This is a genomic window from Hymenobacter sp. R533113, from assembly GCF_056835965.1.
The window spans coordinates 944189-968540 of sequence record NZ_JAKWBD010000001.1; the positions used below are offsets into that span (position 1 = coordinate 944189).

Annotated in this window: 18 protein-coding genes and 4 pseudogenes; 11 read left to right on the plus strand and 11 right to left on the minus strand. The window is 57.1% G+C overall.

What is annotated here, in order from left to right; genetic code table 11:
• Positions 1-104: 104 nt before the first annotated feature.
• On the plus strand, positions 105-1085 hold the full coding sequence (locus tag MKZ35_RS04405) for a polyprenyl synthetase family protein (RefSeq protein WP_482511992.1): 981 nt from the start codon (positions 105-107) through the stop codon (positions 1083-1085).
• A gap of 19 nt (positions 1086-1104) precedes the next feature.
• Here MKZ35_RS04405 and MKZ35_RS04410 read toward each other — a convergent pair.
• Positions 1105-1677: pseudogene (locus tag MKZ35_RS04410) on the minus strand (HAD family hydrolase); the annotation flags it as partial.
• A gap of 46 nt (positions 1678-1723) precedes the next feature.
• On the opposite strand from MKZ35_RS04410, the gene MKZ35_RS04415 reads away from it, so the two are divergent.
• On the plus strand, positions 1724-2737 hold the full coding sequence (locus tag MKZ35_RS04415) for an IS701 family transposase (RefSeq protein WP_482511450.1): 1014 nt from the start codon (positions 1724-1726) through the stop codon (positions 2735-2737).
• A 300-nt stretch (positions 2738-3037) separates the two neighbouring features.
• Here the strand turns inward: MKZ35_RS04415 and MKZ35_RS04420 are convergent, their stop codons facing one another.
• Positions 3038-3349 (minus strand): hypothetical protein, encoded by a 312-nt coding sequence (locus MKZ35_RS04420; protein WP_482511993.1) that lies wholly within the window; start codon positions 3347-3349, stop codon positions 3038-3040.
• A gap of 232 nt (positions 3350-3581) precedes the next feature.
• Here MKZ35_RS04420 and MKZ35_RS04425 point away from each other — a divergent pair, with 232 nt between their 5' ends.
• Positions 3582-4970, plus strand: a complete 1389-nt coding sequence (locus MKZ35_RS04425) for a cytochrome P450 (RefSeq protein WP_482511994.1) — start codon at positions 3582-3584, stop codon at positions 4968-4970.
• A gap of 64 nt (positions 4971-5034) precedes the next feature.
• Positions 5035-5583, plus strand: coding sequence for a GNAT family N-acetyltransferase (locus MKZ35_RS04430; protein ID WP_482511995.1), 549 nt, complete (start codon positions 5035-5037; stop codon positions 5581-5583).
• A gap of 119 nt (positions 5584-5702) precedes the next feature.
• Here MKZ35_RS04430 and MKZ35_RS04435 read toward each other — a convergent pair whose 3' ends face one another.
• Complete coding sequence (locus MKZ35_RS04435) at positions 5703-6995, minus strand: peroxiredoxin family protein (protein WP_482511996.1); 1293 nt, start codon at positions 6993-6995, stop codon at positions 5703-5705.
• Positions 6996-7163: 168 nt separating this feature from the next.
• Between MKZ35_RS04435 and MKZ35_RS04440 the strand changes: the two genes are divergently transcribed.
• The gene (locus MKZ35_RS04440; RefSeq protein ID WP_482511997.1) at positions 7164-9458 is read left to right on the plus strand and encodes an aconitate hydratase; all 2295 of its coding nucleotides are present in this window, start codon (positions 7164-7166) and stop codon (positions 9456-9458) included.
• Positions 9459-9544: 86 nt separating this feature from the next.
• Here the strand turns inward: MKZ35_RS04440 and MKZ35_RS04445 are convergent, their stop codons facing one another.
• The 3 genes and pseudogenes from MKZ35_RS04445 to MKZ35_RS04455 all read right to left on the minus strand — a co-directional run bounded on the left by MKZ35_RS04445 (position 9545) and on the right by MKZ35_RS04455 (position 11524).
• The gene (locus MKZ35_RS04445; RefSeq protein ID WP_482511998.1) at positions 9545-10024 is read right to left on the minus strand and encodes a RidA family protein; all 480 of its coding nucleotides are present in this window, start codon (positions 10022-10024) and stop codon (positions 9545-9547) included.
• A 1-nt stretch (position 10025) separates the two neighbouring features.
• The gene (locus MKZ35_RS04450; protein ID WP_482511999.1) at positions 10026-10385 is read right to left on the minus strand and encodes a cupin domain-containing protein; all 360 of its coding nucleotides are present in this window, start codon (positions 10383-10385) and stop codon (positions 10026-10028) included.
• Positions 10386-10511: 126 nt separating this feature from the next.
• Positions 10512-11524 (minus strand): annotated as a pseudogene (locus MKZ35_RS04455) (IS701 family transposase).
• Between the two features lie 129 nt (positions 11525-11653).
• On the opposite strand from MKZ35_RS04455, the gene xrtK reads away from it, so the two are divergent.
• The 3 genes and pseudogenes from xrtK (at position 11654) to MKZ35_RS04470 (ending at position 14999) form a co-directional block, all read left to right on the plus strand.
• Positions 11654-12184 carry an exosortase K gene (gene xrtK, locus MKZ35_RS04460; RefSeq protein ID WP_482512000.1) on the plus strand — a complete coding sequence of 177 codons (531 nt, stop codon included), beginning with the start codon at positions 11654-11656 and terminating at the stop codon, positions 12182-12184.
• Complete coding sequence (locus tag MKZ35_RS04465) at positions 12168-12659, plus strand: hypothetical protein (RefSeq protein ID WP_482512001.1); 492 nt, start codon at positions 12168-12170, stop codon at positions 12657-12659. The genes xrtK and MKZ35_RS04465 overlap by 17 nt, the downstream gene beginning before the upstream one ends.
• Before the next feature lie 49 nt (positions 12660-12708).
• A pseudogene (locus tag MKZ35_RS04470) lies at positions 12709-14999 on the plus strand (MSEP-CTERM sorting domain-containing protein).
• A 57-nt stretch (positions 15000-15056) separates the two neighbouring features.
• On the opposite strand, the gene MKZ35_RS04475 reads toward MKZ35_RS04470, so the two are convergent.
• Positions 15057-15467: a hypothetical protein gene (locus tag MKZ35_RS04475; protein WP_482512002.1), complete on the minus strand. Its 411-nt coding sequence runs from the start codon at positions 15465-15467 to the stop codon at positions 15057-15059.
• 263 nt (positions 15468-15730) lie between these two features.
• Entirely contained in the window at positions 15731-15979 is a 249-nt protein-coding gene (locus MKZ35_RS04480) for a hypothetical protein (protein ID WP_482512003.1), read from the minus strand.
• Positions 15980-16214: 235 nt separating this feature from the next.
• On the opposite strand from MKZ35_RS04480, the gene MKZ35_RS04485 reads away from it, so the two are divergent.
• Together MKZ35_RS04485 and MKZ35_RS04490 are read left to right on the plus strand one after the other, a co-directional pair.
• A complete protein-coding gene (locus MKZ35_RS04485; RefSeq protein WP_482512004.1) occupies positions 16215-16688 on the plus strand; it encodes a LexA family protein in 474 nt (157 codons plus the stop codon).
• A gap of 154 nt (positions 16689-16842) precedes the next feature.
• Positions 16843-17115, plus strand: coding sequence for a hypothetical protein (locus MKZ35_RS04490; RefSeq protein ID WP_482512005.1), 273 nt, complete (start codon positions 16843-16845; stop codon positions 17113-17115).
• Between the two features lie 285 nt (positions 17116-17400).
• Here MKZ35_RS04490 and MKZ35_RS04495 read toward each other — a convergent pair whose 3' ends face one another.
• On the minus strand, positions 17401-20250 hold the full coding sequence (locus tag MKZ35_RS04495) for a S8 family serine peptidase (RefSeq protein WP_482512006.1): 2850 nt from the start codon (positions 20248-20250) through the stop codon (positions 17401-17403).
• A 150-nt stretch (positions 20251-20400) separates the two neighbouring features.
• Between MKZ35_RS04495 and paaN the strand changes: the two genes are divergently transcribed.
• Positions 20401-22077: a phenylacetic acid degradation protein PaaN gene (paaN, locus tag MKZ35_RS04500; protein WP_482512007.1), complete on the plus strand. Its 1677-nt coding sequence runs from the start codon at positions 20401-20403 to the stop codon at positions 22075-22077.
• Positions 22078-22334: 257 nt separating this feature from the next.
• Here paaN and MKZ35_RS04505 read toward each other — a convergent pair.
• A pseudogene (locus MKZ35_RS04505) lies at positions 22335-23062 on the minus strand (LytR/AlgR family response regulator transcription factor).
• Positions 23059-24135: a sensor histidine kinase gene (locus MKZ35_RS04510; protein ID WP_482512008.1), complete on the minus strand. Its 1077-nt coding sequence runs from the start codon at positions 24133-24135 to the stop codon at positions 23059-23061. Before MKZ35_RS04510 ends, MKZ35_RS04505 begins: the two are co-directional and overlap by 4 nt.
• Positions 24136-24352: the final 217 nt, after the last annotated feature.

Here is a 24352-nt window from a genome sequence, read left to right on the forward strand (position 1 = left end):
CCCAAAACCAACCCCAAACCAACAAAGTGCCAGAACAGAGCGGCACAAGCAGGGTTAGGAAACCGGCCTGCTGCCGCGTATCATTGCAGCGCCCAATGCCCCGCATGAAAGGAACGCTCGACGTGATACAGGCCCCGATAGCGGCCGAAATGGAGGAATTTGAACGCAAATTCCGGGCTTCGATGCAGACCAAGGTGCTGCTGCTCGACAAAATCATGGGTTACATCATCAAGCGCAAAGGCAAGCAGCTGCGCCCGATGTTCGTGTTCTTTACGGCCAAAATAAGCGGTGGCGACCCGCTGCCCGAAGCCACGTTTCGTGGCGCGGCCCTCATCGAGCTGCTACACACGGCCACGCTCGTGCACGACGATGTGGTGGACGAGAGCAACTATCGGCGCGGCTTCTTTTCCATTAATGCCCTCTGGAAAAACAAGATTGCCGTGCTTGTGGGCGACTATCTGCTTTCGCGCGGCCTGCAGCTGGCGCTGGAACACGACGATTTTGTGCTACTCAAAATCGTGAATAATGCGGTGCGGGAGCTAAGTGAGGGCGAGCTGCTGCAGATCGAGAAAGCGCGCCGCCTCGACATTACCGAGGACGTGTACTTCGATATTATTCGCCAGAAAACTGCTTCGCTGATTGCTTCCTGCTGCGCTGTGGGGGCCGCCTCAGCCGGCGCTGACAAGGAAACCATTGAGCGGGCCCGGCTTTTCGGCGAAAAAGTAGGCATGGCCTTCCAAATAAAAGACGATCTGTTCGACTTCGGTACCGCCGAAATAGGTAAGCCCGTCGGCATCGATATTAAGGAGAAAAAGATGACGCTGCCGCTCATCTACTCCCTGCAACAGGTTGATTGGCTGACCAAGCGCCGCGTCATTTTCAACGTAAAAAACAACGATGGCCGCAAAGACCGGGTGCAGGCCGTCATTGAGTTCGTGAAGAAAACCGGCGGCCTCGACTACGCCATCCGGGTAATGGAGCGCTACCGCGACGAAGCCCTAACCATCCTGCGCACCTTCCCCGCTTCGCCCTCCCGCGATTCGCTGGAGCAGCTGATCAACTACACGATTGAGCGGGAAAAATAAGCCTGCACGCTAGCTTGGGTTACAGCAGGTTTTTCATGAATGGGTCGCGGAAGTCAGCGGCGAAATGCAGCACGTTATCCAGGGCGTCGAACTCGGACTGCTGGTGCGTGGTGGTGAGCACCACGGTTTGCATGCCGGCGTTGCGGGCGGCTTCCACGCCTTTGGGCACATCTTCGAAGACAAGGCACTCGGTGGGCGCTACGCCTAGCTGCTCGGCGGCTCTCAGAAAGGTTTCGGGGTGAGGTTTGCTCAGCGTCACGTCATCGGCGCTGACGATGGCCGAGAAATAGTGGCGGATATTCAAGTTATCCAGCACGAAGTCGACATTGAACATAATGGCCGCCGAGCCGATGGCCATCAGAATTCCGCGTTGGTGGGCTTCTTCCAGAAACTTCGGTAAGCCGGGCAGCAGTTGCAGGTGCGGCAGAAACTCCTTCTGATAGCGCTCCTCCTTTTTTACGGATAAGCGCTGCATTTCGGCTTCTGTAAACTTATCGGGGCCGAACACGCGCACCAGCAGCTCCTGGTTCTTGCCGTACATCTGGGTTTTGACCTCGTCCCAGGTAAAATTGCCCCCCAGGTCGTTATTTAATTAGGACTTACGCACTTAGTAGTAACTTGAGAAAAAGCCTGGCTTTATGGTGACGCAAGCGACTTACATCGAGTACCTGCTTAGTACGCCCCGCAATTATACGTGTACGCACTTGGCCGAGCACCTGTCGCAGGTGAGCCACGATCAAGTGAACCGATTTCTGCGCCGCAGCTCGTTTTCGCCCACGCAGTTGCGCGAGTTGGTCTTGCCCTTGCTCCACGACTCGCCGGAGGCCTTTTTGCTGGTCGATGATAGCGTGCAGGACAAGCGCTACAGTCGCTTCATTGAAGTAGCCAAACGCCAGTATTCGGGCAACGAACATGGCCTGGTCACCGGCATCTGCCTGGTTAACCTGGTCCACAGCAGCGGACAGGCCGGGGATTTTCTGCCCCTGGACTACCGCGTCTATGCCCCGGAGCTGGATGGCCTGACCAAAAACGAGCATTTCCAGGCCATGTTCGCCCACGTCGTGGCGGAAAATAAAATTCAGGCCCGCACGCTCCTGTTCGATGCCTGGTACAGCGGCAGCGACAACCTGAAGCTGATTCAGCGGGCCGGTTGGACGTTTTTCACGACCCTGAAAAGCAACCGGTTAGTGAGTGCCAGCAAAGAGGGGGGCTACCAGTCCCTGGCCGACGTAGCCCCGCCGCCGGGTGGGTGGAGCACCGGCTTGGAAGTACGCTTGCAGAAGGTGCCGTTTGCGGTGCGCTTGTTCCGGCTGGTCGCCCCAAACGGCGACATTGAATGGGTCGTGACCAACAACTTCGCCTTTACGCTTACCCAACCGCTGGTCGAGGCCACCACCCGCACCCGCTGGCAGGTGGAAGAGTTTCACCGCAGCTTCAAGCAGCTGACCGGGGCCGAGAAATGCCAGTGCCGCCGTGCCCAGGCCCAGCGCAACCATCTGGCCTGCTGCTACCTGGCGTGGGTGTCCCTGCGCGAGTTTGCCCGATCAACGGCCCAAACGATTTATCAGGCCCACCAGCACCAATGGGCTCCCTACTTGAGCCAGCTGCTCGCCAAGCCCCTCATTCCTGCCCTGCTCCCCGCAAGTGCGTAAGTCCTATTAATAAAGATTGCCAAGTCCGGGTGTGATACTCCATGTCATGGATCATCGTGCCGTTCAGATCGAAAATAAAAGCTTTCATGCGGTAGATTTAATAGGGAAAGGGCGCCATAGGGGGGACCTCACCCCCAGCCCCTCTCCTCGGGGAGAGGGGTGCGTTCTGACAGAGGAAACGTCTGGCTTCCCTCTCCCTGAGGAGAGGAGCTAGGGGTGAGGTCGGCCTTCAAACAACAAGCCTGACAACTGCCCTTATCAGCAGCCATCAGGCTTGTCAAGTTATTATTTACTAGTAGCTTACGCTTCGGGCTCCGCTACCTGGTAGCTCACGCTGTCGGGTTTTACCTCCGATACGTCGAACTGCACGCCTTCGAAGGTGCTGCGCACGGTGAGGGAGTGCGTCATGTCGCAGCCGGGGCACTTTATTTCTTCGGTTTCGAACTGGCCGTCGTCTTCCATGGAGTTGGCCAGCAAGTCGGGGGCAGGCACGCCGATCAGGTCAGTGAAAACTTCGGTGTTGCAGTGGTTGCACTCGAACTTCAGGCCCACAGTGCGGCCTTGTAATTCATCGAGAGGAGCGGGGGTGCCTGGTTTTTGCTGAATCCACATAGGGAGAAAGTGTTTGGTTTTGGAGATAATTGGGGAGCGGCAACGGCAGCGCCACTTGGCGGATACCGTTGGGATGGTGTACGCAGGGCACGAGGTTTTGTGTTGCGCTTCGCAAAAAAGCCCCCCAACCAGCAAAAACCAGCGACTTACAGGCCAAGCGCCTCAGCACATTTTTCTGTAAGCATAAAAGCCAAGTCAGACGTAATTTGAGGGCAGCTTAATCCACTCGTATATGCCTGCTGTTTTTCCAACTGTCGTTAAAAAACTGCCCGAAGTGCCCCGCTGGCTGTCGTTGCGCAACTCCGTTAGGCTGGCGTCCAACCCGATTCCGGTGCTCAATAGGTACCTCGACAGCTACGGCGACACGATTGTGGTGTATCTGGGGGGCATTCGGCGTACGGTGCTCACCCGCGACCCTGGCTTGGTGCAGCACATCCTGCAGAAAAACCACCGCAACTATCCCAAGTCGGAGCTGTCGCACGGCGTAGCGCGCTACCTCGGCCACGGCTTGCTCACTAGCGAAGGGAGCTACTGGCTGCAGCAGCGCCGCCTGATTCAGCCCGGCTTTCATCGGCAGCGCATTGCCAGCCTCGTGACCCTGATGCAGGTCGAAATAAACGATTGCCTGCAGCCGCTGGAGCGCCTCCTACCCCAGGAAGGCGGCTTCGCGGAAGTGAAAGTGCACGACCTGATGACCACTACGGCTTTTCGCATCATTGCCCGCTCGGTGTTTAGCACCAGTCTGGCTGAGCCGCAGCTGCTACGCATGGCCGAACTGCTGACCGCTATTCAGGCCTTTTACGTGCGCACCATTCGCCAGCCGTATTTGCGGCCCTGGCAGCATGCCAGGGGGCAATTTCGCCACCACGACCAACTGGCCACCGAGTTGCGCGACATCGTGCGCGGCTACATCCGGCAGCGGAAGCAGGACGGCGGCCCCGCGCCCGACGATCTGCTGCAAATGCTGCTCGATGCCCGCTACGAGGACAACGGCGAGCCCATGACCGAAGAGCAAGTACTCGACGAGGCGGCTATTATGCTGGTCGCCGGTCACGAAACCTCCGCCAACGCCTTGTCCTGGATGTGGTATCTGCTGGCCCAGCACCCGGAAGTAGTGGCTAAGCTGCGCACTGAAATGGCCCAGGCGCTCGGCGACCGGCCCGCCACCTTCGCCGATTTGCCCGGCTTGGGTTATTCGCTGCAAGTCGTTCAGGAAACCATGCGCCTATACCCGCCCGCCTGGATTCTGGACCGCGTAGCTCAAGAAGATGACAGCTACAATGGCCTGGCGCTGCCCAAAGGCACGCTGCTCTCCGGTTACCTTTACGGCATTCATCACTCCGCCAAGCTCTGGGATGAGCCCGAATCCTTCCGCCCCGAGCGTTTCGCCCCCGACCAGATTCGCCAACAGCCGCCCTACGCCTACATACCTTTTGGCGGCGGCCCGCGCCTGTGTATCGGCAATCAGTTTGCCCTTACCGAAATGCAGTTGGTGCTGCTGGAAATGCTACGCCGCTTCGACATAGAAGCCGTAGTCCAGCCGCCTATCGACCTGGTGCCGCTGATTACGCTGCGGCCCCGGCAGGAAATCAAAGTGCGCTTCCAGCGACGCAAGGCGTAGCAGCCTTCACAGTTTCACTTCTAATTCACCTGCCCAATATCGTAACAAGTCCTGCCCACTATCCATGCTAACCTTACGTGATGCGCCCGCTCCGCTGGTGCCCCCACTCGAAACGCCTGACTTACTGCTGCGCGGCCCCTTGCCCACCGACCTGCCGGCAGCCGTGGCCCTGCACCAGCACCCCGATTTCTACCGCTTTCTGGGCGGCAAGCCGCACGCTGAGGAAGACGTGTGGCGGCGGATGCTCGGCCAGTTGGGGCACTGGGCGATGTTCGGGTACGGGAGCTGGGCCATTGAGGAAAAAACCACTGGCCACTTTATCGGCTCCGTAGGCTTCTTTGATTTTCAGCGCGACCTGACGCCCTCCCTCAAAGGCACCCTGGAAGCCGGCTGGACTCTGGACCCCAGCCTACATGGTCGGGGCTACGCCTCCCAGGCCGTGCAGGCCGCCCTGGCCTGGGTTGAGCCGCGCTTCCCCACCGCCCGCCTGACCTGCATCATCGACCCTGATAATGCGGCTTCGCTGGGCGTGGCCCGCAAGTTCGGTTTCCGCGAATTCGCCCGTGCTACCTATCATAACGCGCCTATTGTGCTGCTGGAACGCGCCCGGTAGTGGCTCAGCAACACCAGGTCATTTGTCGGTATGGTCGGAATGGAGTGCTCCTTAAAACCACAAAAAGCTCGTTTTCTAATTAGAAAACGAGCTTTTTGTGGTTAGAATACGACCAGCCCTTACTCTCTCACCAACTGATCAATGGTCTGGTTGAAATCGGCCACAAACTCCTCGTAGTATTTGCCCGTGCCGGGGCCCGAGAAACCAGTGTGAATCTTCCGCACTTCCCCTTTTTTGTCTAGGATGATAGTAGTGGGGAAGGCTAGAACCTTATTGATTTGGGGTAAAGCTTTGCCGGCCGCGTCTTTGTCGGCAATGCCGGCCACGGCCAGGTCGTAGCCTACGTTGAGGCGCTCCTTCATCTTAATGAGGCGCTGGGCAGCCTTTCTCTGGTCGGGGCTGCGCTCAAAGCCGAGGCCGATTACTTCTACGCCGCGGCTTTTGTTTTTCTCGTACCAGGGGGCCAAAAAGTTGGTTTCGTCCATGCAGTTGGGGCACCACGAGCCGAGTAGCTGCACCACTACTACTTTGCCCCGATACTTGGGGTCGGAAGGGGAGATGGAGCCGCCTTCGTAGATGTTGGGAAATTTAAAGTCGAGCTTTTTCTCGCCGGGCTTCAGGAAAGTGAGCGAGTTGGCGTTAGGCAGCTTGGCGTTGGCATCGAGCTTGGCGGTCCAGGTTTCGTGGCCGCTTTTGCCGCTGTAGAAATCACCGTTGATGATGGTGTTGGTGTCGCTGTTGCGCGTGGCGGTAAACAGGTAGCCGTGGTTGCCATCGAAGGTAGAAAGCTTCAGCGTATTGCCATTCACCTGGCCATCCAGATACCGATAGTCACCCGTAGTCGTGAGGAAAGTGCCGGTTACATCGCTGCTATTTTGCTTGAAGACACCCACGGCGGGATATGTCTGACCTTCATCGTCTTTGAATGTTACGCTCCAGGTGCCGTCGAATGACTGCGGCTTGCCAGATGTTGCGGGAAATAATTTTTGCCCCCCAAGTGTCGCCACCAAGGGCACCCGGTATGGCTCCGGCGCGTCGTACTTCACCCACGCGCCTTTCATCTTGCCTTCCCCATCGGGCCGCACCACCAAGGCCGCGTCAAACACGCCCAGCGTAATCGTGGTAGAGTCGCCGGCCGTGGTGATTTCATCGAGCTTCAGGCGCTCCTCGCCGTTGCGCAGGTACACCACCGATTTGCCCCCCACGGCTTCTACATCAAACAAAAACGGGATTTCCTGGCCTTGGGCCGAGAGCACCCCGCGCCAGGTGCCGGGTTTGAGGGCGGTAGCAGCGCTAGATTCGTTTTGCACGGCAGCGGTGTTTTCAGACGACGAATTGGATTGGCAGGCGCCCAGGCTCAACAACAAAGCAGTAGCTAGGGCTGGGGGGCAAATTTTGAGGCGAAGCGACATAAAGCGGAGGAAATGCAGGAGAAATCGAGACGGAAACCGTGGGGGGCAATTTTAGGTTTTGCGCACGTAGGTTCGCAAAGATAAAATGTATGCACCGCAACGCCGGCCGCCTATATTTGCGTACTGCTTCTAAGAAGCCTACCACTTACCCCTTTTTCCCTCCCGACTATGGCGTTTGACTTAGAAATGATTCAGGCCGTGTACGCTGGTATGGGCGAGCGCATCGAAGCCGCCCGCACCGCCGTTGGCCGCCCGCTTACTCTTACCGAGAAAATTCTGTATTCCCACCTCCACGGCGGCAACGTGCAGCAAGCCTACGAGCGTGGCGTTTCCTATGTCGATTTTGCCCCCGACCGCGTGGCCATGCAGGATGCCACCGCCCAGATGGCCCTGCTCCAGTTTATGCAGGCCGGCAAAGACAAAACCGCTGTGCCCAGCACCGTGCACTGCGACCACCTCATTCAGGCCCGCGTAGGTGCCGACTCCGACCTGGCCCAGGCCAACGAAGAGAACCGTGAGGTATATGATTTCCTTGCTTCTGTTTCCAATAAATATGGCATCGGCTTCTGGAAGCCCGGCGCCGGTATTATTCACCAGGTAGTACTCGAAAACTACGCCTTCCCCGGCGGCATGATGATCGGTACTGACTCGCACACGCCGAATGCTGGCGGTCTGGGCATGGTGGCCATCGGGGTTGGCGGTGCCGATGCCGTAGACGTAATGGCTGGCATGGCCTGGGAACTGAAATTCCCGAAAGTGATTGGCGTGAAGCTTACCGGCAAGCTCAGCGGCTGGGCTTCCGCCAAGGACGTAATTTTGAAAGTGGCTGGTATCCTGACCGTAAAAGGCGGTACAGGTGCTATTGTCGAGTATTTCGGCGAAGGAGCCGATAATTTGTCGGCTACCGGCAAAGGTACCATCTGCAACATGGGGGCTGAAATCGGGGCTACCACCTCGGTGTTTAGCTACGATGAGAAGATGGCAGATTATCTGCGCGGCACCAGCCGGGCCGAAATCGCGGACCTCGCCAACGGCGTGGCCGCACACCTGCGCGCCGACGACGAGGTATACGCTAACCCCGAGAACTTTTACGATCAGCTCATTGAAATCGACCTCAACACGCTGGAGCCTTACGTGAACGGCCCCTTCACGCCGGACGCTGCCTGGCCAATCTCTCAGTTTGCTGCCGCTGTCCGTGAGAACGGCTGGCCTGCCAAGCTGGAAGTAGGCTTGATCGGCTCGTGCACCAATTCGTCCTACGAAGACATCACCCGCGCCGCTTCCATCGCTAGTCAGGCTGTGGATAAAGGCTTAACCGTGAATGCTGAGTTCACCGTGACGCCCGGCTCGGAGCTGGTGCGCTACACCGTGGAGCGCGACGGCCTGCTCGATACTTTCGCCCAGATGGGCGGCGTAGTACTGGCCAATGCCTGCGGCCCTTGCATCGGGCAGTGGGCGCGTCACTCCGACGATCCGAAGCGCAAGAACTCTATCATCACGAGCTTCAATCGCAACTTCGCCAAGCGCAACGATGGCAATCCGAACACCCACGCGTTCGTGGCCTCGCCCGAAATCGTAACCGCCTTCGCTATTGCCGGTGACCTGACCTTCAACCCCCTCACCGACACGCTGGCTACCAAAGATGGCCGCCAGGTGAAGCTCGATGAGCCTACGGGTCTGGAAATGCCCCCCCAGGGCTACGACGTAGAGGACGCTGGCTACCAGGCTCCCGCCGAGAACGGCTTGGGCGTACAGGTTATCGTTGATCCAGAGTCAGAGCGCCTGGAGTTGCTGGATCCCTTCAAGCCCTGGGAAGGCACCGACCTGAAAGGCCTACGCCTGCTCATCAAAGCCCAAGGCAAGTGCACCACCGACCATATCTCCATGGCCGGCCCGTGGCTGAAGTACCGGGGCCACTTGGACAACATTTCCAACAACATGCTCATTGGTGCCACGAACGCATTTAATGGCGAGGCAAATGCCGTGAAGGATCAGGTAACCCAGGGCAACCCGTATAGCACGGTGCCACAGGTAGCCCGTACCTATAAGTCGATGGGTATTGGAACAGTAGTAGTAGGTGATGAGAACTACGGCGAAGGGTCTTCGCGTGAGCATGCTGCCATGGAGCCCCGTCATTTGGGCGTTCGGGCCGTAATCGTGAAGTCGTTTGCGCGTATTCACGAAACCAACCTGAAAAAGCAGGGCATGTTGGCCCTCACCTTCGCCAACAAGGTCGACTACGACCTGATCGAAGAGAATGATACCATCGACATTATTGGCTTAACTGGTTTTGCTCCCGGCAGTCAGATTCAGGCCCGCCTGCACCACGCTGACGGCGACACGGACCTGATCAACCTGAACCACACTTACAATCAAGGTCAGATTGAGTGGTTCAAGGCGGGCTCGGCGTTAAACCTGATTCGCTTGAAAGAATCCGGTGCAGCTGAGCTGTCGCAGAAGTAAGCTTATTGTTTACTGAAAAAGGCCGTCTTCCAATTGGGAGGCGGCCTTTTTTGCGTTTATCAGCAAGCTATTGAGTTGGTATTTGTCTAGTCCGTTACTGCTATTGCTTCTACCTCGACCAAAACGCCCTCCTGAAATAACGCCTCTACGCCAGCCAGGGTGCTGGCCGGACGATTCTGCGGCGGAAAGAATTGGTCGCGCACTTCCCGAATCAGCGCAATCTGGCTGGGTTTGTAGCCTGCCACGTAGTAGTTCAGCTTCACAACATCGGCAGTAGTAGCGCCGGCCGCTGTCAGGGCTGTTTTCAGGTTTTGAAAAACCTGTACGAGCTGGGCTCGCAAGTCGCCGGGGCCAACTAGCTCACCTTTAGCATTGAAGGCTACTTGCCCGGCTACGTACACCGTGCGGCCCCCGCGCGCCGTAACCACCTGCGTGTAGCCCGATGATTTGGCAAGCCCTTCGGGGTTAATGAATTCTTTTTGTGCCTTAGGCTTAGCTACCTGCGCCGCCGCGGTCGTGAAGGAGCCAAGTAGGCAGCAGAGGCAGGTGAAGAGTAGTTTCTGCATGCTACAATACTTCTAGCTCCTTGCGGGTCCGCTCATTTTCTACACTGCCGGTGTTGAGCGTGGTTTTTGGCTCAATCATCATTATCCAGGTTTCGCCCTCGGTGCGCGGACGGTGCTCTACGCCTTTCGGTACCACCAGCAGCTCGCCGGGCCGCAGCTCTACGGTCTTATCGCGGAAGTCCATGATAAGCGTGCCCTGCACCACGATGAACAGCTCGTCCTCGTTTGCGTGGCTGTGCCAGATAAACTCACCCTGCACCTTGGCAATCTTGATGTGCTGGTCATTCAGCTCGCCAATAACGCGCGGATTCCAATGGTCGTGAAACTGCGCGAATTTTTGGGAAAGGTTGATCGGTTCCATAAACAGCAGGTTGGGTAGAAGCTGGATGTTGTGGGTCTGAATGGGCGGCTCAGCACAGGCAAGATACTATAACAAGGCTAGCTTATTCAGCTTGAACAGGGCATAGACAACCTTTTAAGATAGGACTTACGCACTTGCGGGGAGCAGGGCAGGAATGAGGGGCTTGGCGAGCAGCTGGCTCAAGTAGGGAGCCCATTGGTGCTGGTGGGCCTGATAAATCGTTTGGGCCGTTGATCGGGCAAACTCGCGCAGGGACACCCACGCCAGGTAGCAGCAGGCCAGATGGTTGCGCTGGGCCTGGGCACGGCGGCACTGGCATTTCTCGGCCCCGGTCAGCTGCTTGAAGCTGCGGTGAAACTCTTCCACCTGCCAGCGGGTGCGGGTGGTGGCCTCGACCAGCGGTTGGGTAAGCGTAAAGGCGAAGTTGTTGGTCACGACCCATTCAATGTCGCCGTTTGGGGCGACCAGCCGGAACAAGCGCACCGCAAACGGCACCTTCTGCAAGCGTACTTCCAAGCCGGTGCTCCACCCACCCGGCGGCGGGGCTACGTCGGCCAGGGACTGGTAGCCCCCTCTTTGCTGGCACTCACTAACCGGTTGCTTTTCAGGGTCGTGAAAAACGTCCAACCGGCCCGCTGAATCAGCTTCAGGTTGTCGCTGCCGCTGTACCAGGCATCGAACAGGAGCGTGCGGGCCTGAATTTTATTTTCCGCCACGACGTGGGCGAACATGGCCTGGAAATGCTCGTTTTTGGTCAGGCCATCCAGCTCCGGGGCATAGACGCGGTAGTCCAGGGGCAGAAAATCCCCGGCCTGTCCGCTGCTGTGGACCAGGTTAACCAGGCAGATGCCGGTGACCAGGCCATGTTCGTTGCCCGAATACTGGCGTTTGGCTACTTCAATGAAGCGACTGTAGCGCTTGTCCTGCACGCTATCATCGACCAGCAAAAAGGCCTCCGGCGAGTCGTGGAGCAAGGGCAAGACCAACTCGCGCAACTGCGTGGGCGAAAACGAGCTGCGGCGCAGAAATCGGTTCACTTGATCGTGGCTCACCTGCGACAGGTGCTCGGCCAAGTGCGTACACGTATAATTGCGGGGCGTACTAAGCAGGTACTCGATGTAAGTCGCTTGCGTCACCATAAAGCCAGGCTTTTTCTCAAGTTACTACTAAGTGCGTAAGTCCTATAAGAATAAAATATATTTATATACTTTGAAACACAAAGTTCTTTGGTATAACTTTGGCAACATATAATCACCTTTTCCTTCCTGATGTCAATTGCTCGCTCTTGGTGGCCGTATGGCTTTGCTACCATCCTGTTTGGGGTGCTAAAGCTAAGCTACACGCAGGCTGGTACCTCTGATTTACTTTGGTTACTGAAGCCCACAAATGCCTTGGTAGCCGTTGCGTTGGGGTCGGCGTCGGAGTTCAGGGTGGGGGAAGGTTTTGTGCATGCCGGGCTGAACATCACCATTGATAAGTCGTGTTCGGGCTTCAATTTCTGGCTGCTGTGTAGCGCAGTGCTGCTGGTAGCCGGCATGCAGACTGGAGGGCAAAATGGCCGCAGATGGTGGCTGCTGAGCTTACCCGTGCTGGCCTACGGGCTAACGGTGCTCGTGAATGCCTCACGCATTATCACGGCGGTAAGTCTACAACGGGCGCTGCCGGAACTGGAGCGGCGCTACGCCTGGCTGCACGAAGCCGAAGGCGCGCTGGTGTACCTGTTCTTCCTGATTCTTATCTACGCTGGCTTCCAGCTGCTTTGCCATCATCTATTCCGGCCTTATGAAGACCCTGCTTAACCCCAAGTGGCTGCTGCTGCTCAATACCATACCAGTAGTCATACTGCTGGTTTTGCTGAGCGGGGAATATAGCATAATACAGTCCTTGCTGCCCGCCGAGAGCCGGCAAGCCTGGCTGAGCTTGGGGGGCATTTTGATTGGTCTGGCGCTTGTACATGCGGCGTACGCGGCGTGGCAACTACGGCTGGGCCGACAATTATCAGTGCTATATGGACTGGTGGCGCTGGGTGTGTACATCATTTTCCTCTACTTCTACGCCAATTTTTTATCGGAGCTATTTCCGGCCGTGGTGCCTCGGTGGATGATGGCCGACGAAATGCCGCTCTATGCCGGCACCTTCCTGATGCCTACGCTGGCGCACGCGGCCCTGGTGCTGCTCATCCGTTTCACCCCCGACGACCGGCCCCATCACGCACTTCCCAGCTTCGGGATTGCGCTTAGCATACCCTTGTCCCTTTTTCTTTTTTCCAACTGATACTGCCCCTGTGGCGGATACCGGGGGCAAATTTGCCAACCATGTACTGGTGATATTACTGGTCGCGGCTACGGTAGTTTTCCTCTTTTTTCTGGCCCGCGGTGCTTATATCGTTATTAGTCATAAATCGGGCAGATGGGTTGAATATCAGCTGGCCTGGAAAATAGCTGTTGCCCTGGTGCTGCCTCTGTTGGGGTTAGCTGTAAATAACGGAGAGATATCTACCCTGATGGGCTCCTCTGAAGCCGGCGTGTTCGGCAACTTCAATGGCCCCTGGTTCTACGGGTTGGCCCTCCTAAACGGGCTGCTGCTGTGTCTGCCGCCGCCAGCCGGCAAGTGGGCGCACTTAGCCTTGTTTGCGGCTCGCAGCTTTACATTGGCTTACACGCTGTATTTCTTCTTAGTATTCCTACCCTTTCTGCCCTTATCGGTGGTGGCGGTACTGGCCGTGGGGCTAGGGTTTCTGATGCTGACGCCGCTGCTGTTGTTGCTGGTGCATCTGCGCGAGCTGGGGCAGGATTTTACGGTGCTGGGGGGCTTTTTTCGCGCCGCACGCTGGTGAGCGTGCTGTTGGCCAGCGTAGCCGTGTTGCCGCTCGGTATTTCAGGTACCTATTGGTATCAGCGCCGGGTACTGCACCAGGCGCTGGCGTATCTCTACTTTCCCGATTATACTCGGCATCAGCAAATTGATGAAACTGCGCTAGCTCCAACATTGAGGGCTGTGCGCAACCATAAAGATGGACAGCAGACGGGAATGTTTGGTAGTAATCTGCCGTATCTCTCCACGTATTTCAACTGGCTCGTGCTCGATAACCTCACCTTGTCGGATGAGAAGCTGAACCGGCTGGAACGCGTATTCCTGAACATTCAGCCGCCCGAAAAACGCCGGTCTGCGCGGCCGGATTTCACAGATGAGGTTCCTCCTAAGCCTGTCCTGACCAACCTTTCCAGCCGTAGCACCTACGACGTCCGCCAGCAGGCCTGGAGTAGCTGGGTTCATCTGGAGCTAACCAATACAGCTGGCTCTGGCACCGCAGAGTACAGTACCACCTTAAAGCTGCCGGTGGGCTGCTGGGTACAGAATTATTATCTGGATATGGAAGGCCGCCGTGAGTACGGAATTCTAGCCGAGAAAAAGGCCGCCAAATGGGTCTACGCTCAAATTCGCGACACGCGCCGCGACCCAGGCATTCTGTATTATCTCGCCGGCAATACCGTAGCGCTCCGGGTATTTCCCTTTGCAGCCGGCGAAATACGGCGGACTGGCTTGCGAGTGGTGCACAAAGAGCCAGTTACGTTGGAAGTGGCCGGTCGGGCTGTGCGGCTGGGCGATACCAGCCGCGCAGCCACCGCCGCGCTCAGGTACACTACTGCCGGAGGAAGCGTAGTGTACCTGAGCGCGGCCGCCAAGCGGGCGCTGCCGTTGGTTCGTCGCAAGCCCTATTATCACTTTCTGCTCGACGCATCAGCGACGGCCAATCATGCCGCATATACGCAGGAAATACAAGCATTTCTGCGGCGGCGACCGGGTGCGGCCGCCACGGCGCGCTATAGCCTCGTGAATGCTACCTCAACCCCCGTGCCTGCCGGCTACGACTGGCAGCCGCAACTAGCTGCGACGAGTAGGGTGGGGGGCTTTTATTTGGAGGGCGCCATTCGGCAGACATTGTTTGAAGCCCAAACAAAGCCTCGTACAGACTACCCTATTTTGGTAGCCGTGACCAATTCACTCGCCAACGCCATTTTGCCCCCCGACTTCGCCGATTTTTTGGGCGCCACTCCCGAGCAGAATACCTTTTACGTGCTGACCGCCGATGCCAGTCCCACGGCTTATGCCTTCCGCCAGGTACCGATGAACTCTCCGGTGCCTACCGATTCTGCGGCTGACAGTGTGGCCGTACGGGCCTGGCCCAGTGCTAGTCAGCCGCGCGCTTATCTGCCCGATACCGATGAGCCCGCCATTGTGTTAGGTGCGACCGACCTGGAAATGCCCCCCACCATCGGTACCAGTCAGAGATGGGAAGCTGGGCTGTGGCTGCAAGGCTACCAGCAATATCAAACCCTGCATCCGGCCGCGGCGGAGGCTAGGCAGTTGGCGGCCATTCGCACCAGTTTCCGTACCGGCATCATGACTCCGCTTACCTCGTATTTGGCGCTGGAAAATGAGGCCCAGAAAGCAGCGCTCCGGCGCAAGCAAGAGCAAGTGCTAGCCGGCAACGCTGCCCTGGACGCGGGCGAGGAAGCTCAGCGCATGTCGGAGCCGGAAGTGTGGGTATTGCTGGCGCTGCTAGGAGCAGGGCGGCTGTTCCGGTACCGCAAGCGGCCGCGTCTGGCATAGCTCAACATAGTCGGTGCCGCCGGCTAAGCACCAGCGCATTATCGCACGAGTAGTCGATTACGCCGTAGCTGCCGCCTCTAGTCGTACCTCGCGGGGCTTTTGTACCAAGTAATAATACAGCAGCGTAAGCAATCCCAGCACAAAAGGGATAAGCGCCATGTGTTTGCCGGTAACATCGCCCCATACCCGCACGGCTTCGAAGTTGAAAAACTCACTAATCATCCAGTACGAGTTGGCACTAATCCAGAACACGATGGCGAGGTTATGAGCTAGCTCCGCCTTGATGGTACGGGTACGCCAGGTGATAATCAGGGCAATGCTCAGCGTTGGGATAATCATGCTGAGCGCTAAGGGTTTCCAGACGATGCACCAGCCAATATCCTTCAGTAGCCAAAAGAGAATGTGCATGTTTTCCATGCGGCGGTAAGGGGCCGGAATGCTATAAATCTGATCGGTAGGCTGTTCCATGAGTTGGTAATTACACCCAAATATATTTCTTAAAAGGCTGCCTGAAATGCTGGTGGGTACCTAGCGGCAAAATACGGTGTGCCAGGAGGCTGAGTAGGAGGAAATGGTATAAGCCAAGATGATTCACTTTATCGGAGGCATAAATGCCCCCCAGCAACAAATCCTGGCACGTTTCGACCATAGTCATAAAAACAAAAACGGCTGCTTCCGGGACGCGGAAACAGCCGAAAGGCTTAAGTAGGTTGACGAGAAATGCTGACCAGTTAATTGAGCCACACTTGCGCCACCATCTCGAAGCGGTGGGGGGCAAATGCACCATAAGGACGCTCGGCGTAGAAGCCGAGAACATGAACCTGGGGCTGCTTCGTACGTGCGTTCGGAAGCACACGTACCGGATACACCTGCTGGGCCGTGGGCCAGTCGCCAATGTAGTCCATTGGGCGGCGACTGTCGTCTACGCACCGGGCATATTGCTGAACAGGAAGCGGGGTAGGGAGCTTTACTTTCGACATATACAAAGATAACAATTCTATCGATAAACTAAAAATATTAGCCTAATTCTGTTGCTTCAAATCAGCTGCATTAGCAGCTATTTATTAGCTACGTAGCTATATTCAAGTTTGTCTAAGTACTAAAGCCTAATGCTAATCAAATTGTTTAATCAAGCGTTTAAACGAAATAGACGGAACTTTTTACTAATTTATTTAGTAAATAGCAGCCGGGCTGGTACAAGCCGCCCCCTAGCTGATGAGTGCTGTTCTGATCTATGATTTTCCGCTGGAGAGCCTGAACCTCGAACTACCATTTTACGCCTGTCCGGTGCCGGCTGGCTTCCCTGCGCCAGCCGATGACCAACAGGAGGCGGCCCTCGACCTAAGCCGGCATTTATTCACCAACCCCGCCGCCACCTTTCTGGCACGCGTTACGGGCGACTCTATGCTTGGGGCGGGCATCTATCCCGGCGACCTGATTGCCGTCGACCGCGCTCTTTCGCCTACCGATGGACATATTGTGGTGGCGGTAGTCGATGGTGAGCATACCCTGAAGCGCTTGCGCCTGCGTGGTGACGGCATCTGGCTCGAGGCTGAAAACGACGCTTATCCGGCGCTGGAGCTTCTGGCTGGGGTCAGGCTTGATGTATGGGGTGTCGTAACGCACGTCATTCATGCGCTTGTCACTAAGAAATCAGCTTTAGTTAGGTCGCTGCCGCCGCGCCCGTAGAGGCAGCTGAAGGGCATAGCGTTGAGCTTATTCTTTGCCTGATCGAATGATTGGGAAAGAAAGCGGACGTGTAGCAGCAGTTGGGTATGCCGGCACAGCCAACACAGGTTTTGTATTGCGTAGGAAAGGCTATACCATCTTATGCTTTACTGCTATGCCTCACAACCAAAACCTGGACGTTCCCTCGGAGTGGACATCTCCGGGCGGCCCGTCGCCTATTCCGCAGGAAGAACTGCACCGTATTCTCGACCAAGAAAATATTCAGCCGGAAAACCTGGAAAAGAAGACGCCTTATCTGGCCAGGAAAAGCAGGAGCATTTATGAAAAGTCATCGGGTGAAAAGCTGCAGGATAATGACTTAGAGGCTTTTCAGGTCTTCACAGGCCGCGAGTCGGCGAATTATCTGGGGTGCCGTCCCCGACCTTAGCTTTTACAGCGGTTTCACGATCCTTGTAAGCAACGAGGAGACGCGACACTTCGCGTCTCCTCGTTGCGACAGTTGTTAGGGCCCATGCTGCTCCGGTCGTTCTGACGCCGAGACGCGAAGTGTCGCATCTCTACAGCTTAGGTACACTGTTCAAGAAACCGCTATAAGCCCACTTAAAGAGAGTTTTTATTGCCTATCTGATGCTGTGAAAGCATCTCTGTATCAGTCCTTGAGTAAAAGCACAATGACAATAGGGCGCTTGTGTGCCTTATGACTAGAAGATCTTTAGCGCTGTACTACTACACGCCGCTGCAAATTGCCCCCCAGCCCACTAATTTGAACTACGTAAAGGCCGGTTGGCAACTCAGTCATATCCAGGTCAGTTACAGCGGTAGTAGGAGCGATGGTTCGGCGTAAAAGCATCTGACCAAGCGCGTTACGTACTATCAGCTCCTTGGCGCCAAAACTGGTGGGCACTTCCACGCGCACCTTGCCGCTGGTCGGGTTTGGAAAGAGCTGCCAGGCCGTGGTTGAGGCCATCGGGCGGGTAGAGAGCACTACCGTCTGGTACCGGGCTTGGGCGGCAGCGGCGGCAGCTTGCATATCCAGCAAAGAATTGCCCCCCAGTAAGGCAAACGTGACTTTAACTGAGTCGCCGGGCGCCAACGAACCCAGGCTGGCACCGGCCACCTGCGATACGTCGCTGCCGGCTGTGGCGCCGGCCGTGCGCTTGGTGGTGCCGCTGCTGAGGGCGGCAAATTTCTCGGCCGTGCTGAAGCCATTTCCCATCGTAACGGCTTCACCTGCTACAACCTGGTTGTCGATGGCATAATACGTCGGCGTGCCGCCCCCCAGATGTTTGACGCCCGTAAATTGAGAAGAAGAACCGAGGGCGCGCACGTAGCCGAAGCTGCCCGCCGCATCCCACTCGGCCAGATTGCTGCTAATGGCGGGCGGCAAATCCCAGTCGAGGTAAAGGCCGGCGTGCAGCGACTTTAGAGTATCCGGCGTGATGTTGGTGAGCTGATATTCCAATAGCACATAGTCGCGGTGCGGCGCATCAGCCCAGGTCGCAGCCCGCTGCCGTACGCGCACCCCGACCGAGGATGCTCCCAACTCGCCGGCAGGCCGCAAATTCTGAAAGTTGGCCTCCGCCTCTTGCGTAGCTCGAACTGGCTGCGCCCGCAAGGCTACTTGGTTAAGCGACTGAAAATCATCATCCATACGCCACCGGCCGCCACTGCTCTGGTCATTGTGCATCCGGTCGGCAACGCGGGTAGGTGATGTGCCCACCAGCAATCCGCCCTCTGCCAATAGTGGGAGACCTTCCCGGTAGGTTACGCCCGCACCCACACTGGAGTACGCGTCGTCGTAGGCCAGATTACCTTTGCTATTCAGCGAAACATGCAGATTGCCCGCGTCGAGCACCACATAATCCGGGTTGAGCACCACCTCCAGGAATTGCTCATCCGTGTAGCCATCGGTGCTTGAAAAGGCATAGCGGAGCTTGGCACGGGTGTTAGCTGGTACCGAGGCGGCTACCGTCAGCAAAAAGGGTGAGGTCGGATTCGTAGCGCGGCCCAGCGTCACCATCGAGCCTGCCGCAAACGTTCCGCTTTGCACACTCAGGTAGGGTGAGAGGGAAGTAAGCGTGACGGTAAGCCCTGATATTGCCTGGAGCTGGTTTTGCAGCTCGATGGTGAGACGTAAGGCTTCGCCGGGGCGAAAAAACGTGCGCTGGGGGGCAAATTGGCTGGCTATTACGCGCACCTGGCGCCGGTCGGTGAGGGCTACGGCGCGGTGCACGTTTAAGCGCCCCGTGCCCAGCTTACCGCGCAGGGCCGCATTGGCCGGCAACTCATAAATATCGTCCGTGGTTTGCCGAAGCTGCGCAGCCACCTGTACCGCTGAGTATTGCGGAAAGCGCGCCCGCACGAGAGCTGCCGCGCCCGCCACGATGGGCGCGGCAAAGGAGGAGCCACGCACGGCCGAATAAGAGTTATTGCCTACATGCCAGGTGGTCAGGATGTCGCGGCCCGGCGCCGAAAGATCAACGCGGGTGCTATACGTGGCATCCTGGGTATCCTGGGCGTTAAGAGCCGCCACCGAGATGACGTTAGCATAGCTGGCTGGGTAATAATCCGACTCACGGCCATCGTTGCCGGCTGCGGCCACAATAACGGCATCGCGGTTGATGGCGGCGTAGGTAATCACGTCCTGTTCGTACTGCGACTGGCCTCCAACCGAACCCCAGGATAGATTGATAATCCGGCAGCCGTGGTCGGCGGCGTATACAATGGCCTCATAGCCGCCACCAAAAGGGCTACCTGGCCGATTTGAGAATATTTTAATCGGCATAAGCTTGCTGCGAAAGCCTACCCCCGCGATGCCTGTCTTGTTGTCGACGCGGGCCGCAGCAGCCCCGGCAACCAGCAGGCCGTGGTCGCGGGTGTCGGCTACTGAAGGATCGTTGTCTTGATCGGCAAAGTCCCAGCCGCGAAAGTTGTCAACGTAGCCATCGCTGTCGTTATCAATGCCATCGATGGGGTCGGCGTAGTTGTACTTTATCTGTCCCTGCATGTCTTCGTGCGTAAAGACAATGCCCGTGTCTAGCACGCCAATAACGACGCTGGTATCGCCCTGCGTCACATCCCAGGCACGATACGCCCGAATATTTTTGAGGTAATACTGGCCATCCGTGCGGGTCGAATCGGCAAAGGGGTCATCGGGCTGACGCAGCAGGCCACGGTCGTAGAGCGGCTCGGCGTACTCCAAGGTGCCCGTCTGAAGCAGGGCAAATCGGGCTTTCTGAAGAGAAGTGGAGGGCGCAAACCAAACCTGATACACGCCTCGCAAGTCCACGGAGCCGGGCTGATAAACGGTGGGCGGAATTGCCCGTGGAAACTTTTGCTCCACTCGTGTAGCACCCAGCACACGCAAGGCGGCTGCGAGCTGGGGGGCAATTTCGGGCGGTTGAGCACTAGAAGCACCGGCTGACTTAAGTTTAAAAACCAGGGTGCCGGGCTGGGTAGCGGGCTCCAGCGTCTGGGCTCCGCTTGGTTGCGCTTTTACCGCCAGCGTTAACCCCAGGCTGGTACTCAGTAAAAAGATAAAAGCAAGTAATCGTGGCTTCATACGCGGGAGGCAATAGGGGCTGTTCGGGGCGGATTACGTAAATTTAGGCTCTGAAAAGTGAAAACACTTTTCATGCCGTGGTTTCACTTTTCAAGGAAAACCCGGCCCCTGGCACCCATCTACAAGCTACGTTACTTTTTTGACTCTCCGATGACTGAAACCACCCAAAAACACCAGTCCACCCTCGACACGGCCATCAAAGCCTTACACGGGCGTACTTTCTTCGCCCATTTTCCCGAAAACCCCTCGCCTGAGATCTACGGAGCCGATGCCGACCGCCTCGGCCGCGAAGCTTTCGAGGCCAGTCGCGATCAGCACTTTACGGAGCTGCTGCAAGGCGAGCCCGAAGCCTGGACCGGCCAGGAGGAATCTCCTTATGAGCAACAGCCACTAGGCATCAAGTATCCCTATTTTGCCCCCCAGACCCTCGTGGAGCGGGCCGAAAAGGCCTTCGATGAGTGGCGCAAAGTAAAGCCTGCCCAGCGGGCCGCTTTGCTTACTGGCGTGCTGGACGGCATGAAAGAGCGGTTTTTCGAAATCGCTTATGCTACCATGCACACCACTGGTCAGGCCTACATGATGTCTTTCCAGGCTTCAGGCCCACACGCCGCCGATCGTGCTTTGGAAGCCATTGCCGCCGGCTACGAGGAGCAGACGCGCTTCCCCGAGGAAACGACCTGGGAAAAGCCGATGGGCAAGTACAATATCACGCTGCAAAAAACCTGGCGCGCCGTGCCCAAGGGCGTAGCCTTGGTTATTGGCTGCGCTACTTTTCCCACCTGGAACACGGTGCCCGGCATGTTTGCCTCGTTGGTAACCGGTAACCCCGTCATTATCAAGCCGCACCCCAAAGCGGTGCTGCCGATTGCCATTGTAATAGCGGAGGTGCAAAAGGTGCTGGTGGAGAATGGCCTCGACCCCAACATCTGCCAGCTGGCCGTCGATGCGGAAGATCATCTCATCACCAAAGACCTCTGCGAAAGCCCCGCCGTGAAGCTCATCGACTACACCGGCGGCACCCAGTTTGGCGACTACGTGGAGAGCCTGAAAGGCAAAACCGTTTTCACCGAAAAAACCGGCGTCAACAGCATCATTCTTGACTCCTGCGACGACCTAGACAAGGTGGCCCAAAACCTGGCCTTCTCGGTAAGCTTGTACTCAGGGCAGATGTGCACGGCCCCGCAGAACTTCTTCATCCCCGAAACCGGCGTGACGGTGAACGGCGAGCAAGTGCCCTACGAAGATGTCGTGCAGAAGCTGGCCGCCGCTGTTACGGGCTTGGCTACCAACCCAAAAGCTGGTCCGCACGTGCTCGGCGCTATTCAGAACCCGGACACGCAGAAGCGGGTAGAGCAAATGGCCCTGAACGGGGGGCGCAGCATCCTGGCCCACGGTACCGTAAACAACCCGACTTTTCAGAACGCCCGCACCTGCTCACCGAGCATCTACGAGGTGCAGTCGAGCCAGGTGGAGCAATATAGCCAGGAGTTGTTTGGGCCGATTATGCTGGTTATCAAGACGAAAGACACCCAGGAAAGCATCCGTTTGGCCGCCCAGCTGGCGCGGGAGCATGGCGCTATCAGCTGCGGCGCCTACACCACCGACCAGGAAATAAAGGAGCAAATCATGGATGAGATGAGCCTGGCCGGCACACCAGTGAGCTTCAACCTCACCGGCGGTATTTATGTGAACCAGAACGCCGGCTTCTCCGACTTCCACGTGACGGGCGGCAATCCGGCTGGTAACGCTTCGTTTACGAACCCTGAGTTTGTAATTAAGCGCTTCACTTGGGTTGGCTTCCGCGAACCGGTGCAAGCGGCGGTTTAATCTGGATTGATAGTTTAGAGCGGTTTCGGAGTCAGTGTACGGCAGGGTTGTAGCGCGGACTTTTAGTCCGCTAGGCAGAGCGCTACCTAACTCGCGGACTAAAAGTCCGCGCTACTGTACAGCCACTCTGAAACCGTTGTAAAAGCGCCTGCTTTCCTGAGATATGGAGGGCAGGCACTTTTGTGAGCAACGAGTGGCCTCACCCCCCGGCCCCCTCTTTTTGGGAGAGGGGGCCGGGGGGTGAGGCCACTCGTTGCTCACAAACTCATTACCTCCCGAAACCGCACCGACTGCTGGCGCGATACTTCCACTTCTGGCCCATCTTTCAGCTTAATCTTGAGCGTATTGCTAAACCAAGGCTCGATGGTGTCAATCCACTTCAGATTGATAATCTGCTGGCGGTTGGCGCGGAAAAAACCTTCGGGTCGAGGCGGGTTTCGAGATGCTGGAGCGTGCGCGGGATAAGGGGGCGGCAGTCGTTGAAATAGATTTGGGTGTAGCTGCCGTTGATTTCGAAAAGGCGAATATCAGCCAGGCGGACAAACCAGCACCGCTCGCCGTCTTTCACAAATACCTGGTCGTGGGCGGTGAGGAGAGTAGGAGTGGGCTCGGTTGGAGGGGAGACGGGCGGAGCAGTACTCTGCGTTCGGGCTTTGTCGAGGGCAGCGGCTAAGCGGTTTTCCTGTACGGGCTTGAGCAGATAATCCAGGGCGTTAACCTCGAAAGCGCGCAGAGCATACTCGTCGTAGGCGGTGGTGAAAATAACCTGGGGGGCAATTTCCAGCGAGGCCAGCAACTCGAAGCCACTGCCGCCGGGCATGTGGATGTCCAGAAACAACAAGTCGGGGCACAGGGCCTGAATTTGGGTGCGGGCTTCGGCGGCGTTTTTGGCTTCGCCCACTACGGCTACGTCGGGGAAGGCTTGCAGGAGATGGCGCAATTCGGTGCGGGCCAGGCGGGAGTCGTCGATGAGCAGGGCGTTCATGCCGGGTGCAGTTGGGCGGTAAGCGGAAGTTGAAGCTGGGCCGTCACCACGTCGGGGGCTGCGGCATCGTTACCAACCGTGAGGGCGGCTTTCTGGCCAAATAAGAGGTGCAGCCGTTCGCGTGCGTTGCGCAGCCCCACGCCCTCGTGGCCGGAAATGGGCAAGTAGTGGCCCGTGTTGCGCACCGTCACCAGTAGCCGCGCGTGAGCGTCGTCGAGGCGGGCGCTAATGGTAATTTGCCCCCCGGCGGGCCGGGGCGCGATGCCGTGCTTAATACTATTCTCCACCAACAGCTGCAAGGTCATGGGCGGAATGAGCACGTCCAGCGCCGCTGGGTCTACGTCGAGCGAGTAGGTCAGGCGCTCTTCCAGCTGCACCGCTTCCAGCTCCAGATAGTGCGCTACAATCTCCAATTCGCGGGCCAGCGTCACCTGCTCGGTGCTGTTGAGCTGAATAGAGTAGCGCAGCAAATCCGACAGGTGCGTAATCATCTCACGGGCGCGCAGCGGGTCCTCGGTCACCAGGGCCCGGATATTGTTCAGGCCATTGAACATAAAGTGCGGATTGATCTGGGCCTTGAGTGTGCGCATCTCAGCTTCGCGCACGGCGGCGGTCAGCTTCCACTTATCAATGTCGGCCTGCTTGTAATTGTCGAGGTAATGAAAGCTGAAGTACAGACCCGACCAAAGCCAGAACACGAAGTTCATATTCAGGGTGTACAGCAGCAGATAGCTTCCCCGGAATTGCTCTAAAGTGAAGACTTTCAGCCCATAAATCATGAGTACACAGACCACACACTGCGTCAGGAAAGCCAGTGTCAGGTTGAGCGGCAGCAGGCGCAGCAGCACCTTAGGAATCGAAAGCTTCAACCAGTTGCCCCGCCGAATAAGCGCCCGCAACCCATGCGTGGTGGCGATATAGAGCCCCATCATAAACGCCTGCGTCGCCAGCATACCGGGCGTAATCTTCTGCCCGGTGAGCACGATAATCAAGGTTCCCAAGGCCCCAAACAGCCCCCAGCACACAACTTGTAAGGTCCAGTAAAGCCGGCGTCGGGAGATGGAAAATGACATAGGAAAGTCGAGCTAAGACAAAGCTGAAGTATCAAGCAATTGCGACTGCTAAGCTAGCATGTTATCTAAAAGAACGTCATGCAGAGCGGAGCATCTCGCGTGCTGATGTTAAGAGTAGTAATTGTCATGCTGAGCGGAGGCGAAGCATCTCTGCCGCTTCGTTGTAATGCTATTGATTACTCCTCAGTAGAGATGCTTCGACAAGCTCAGCATGACG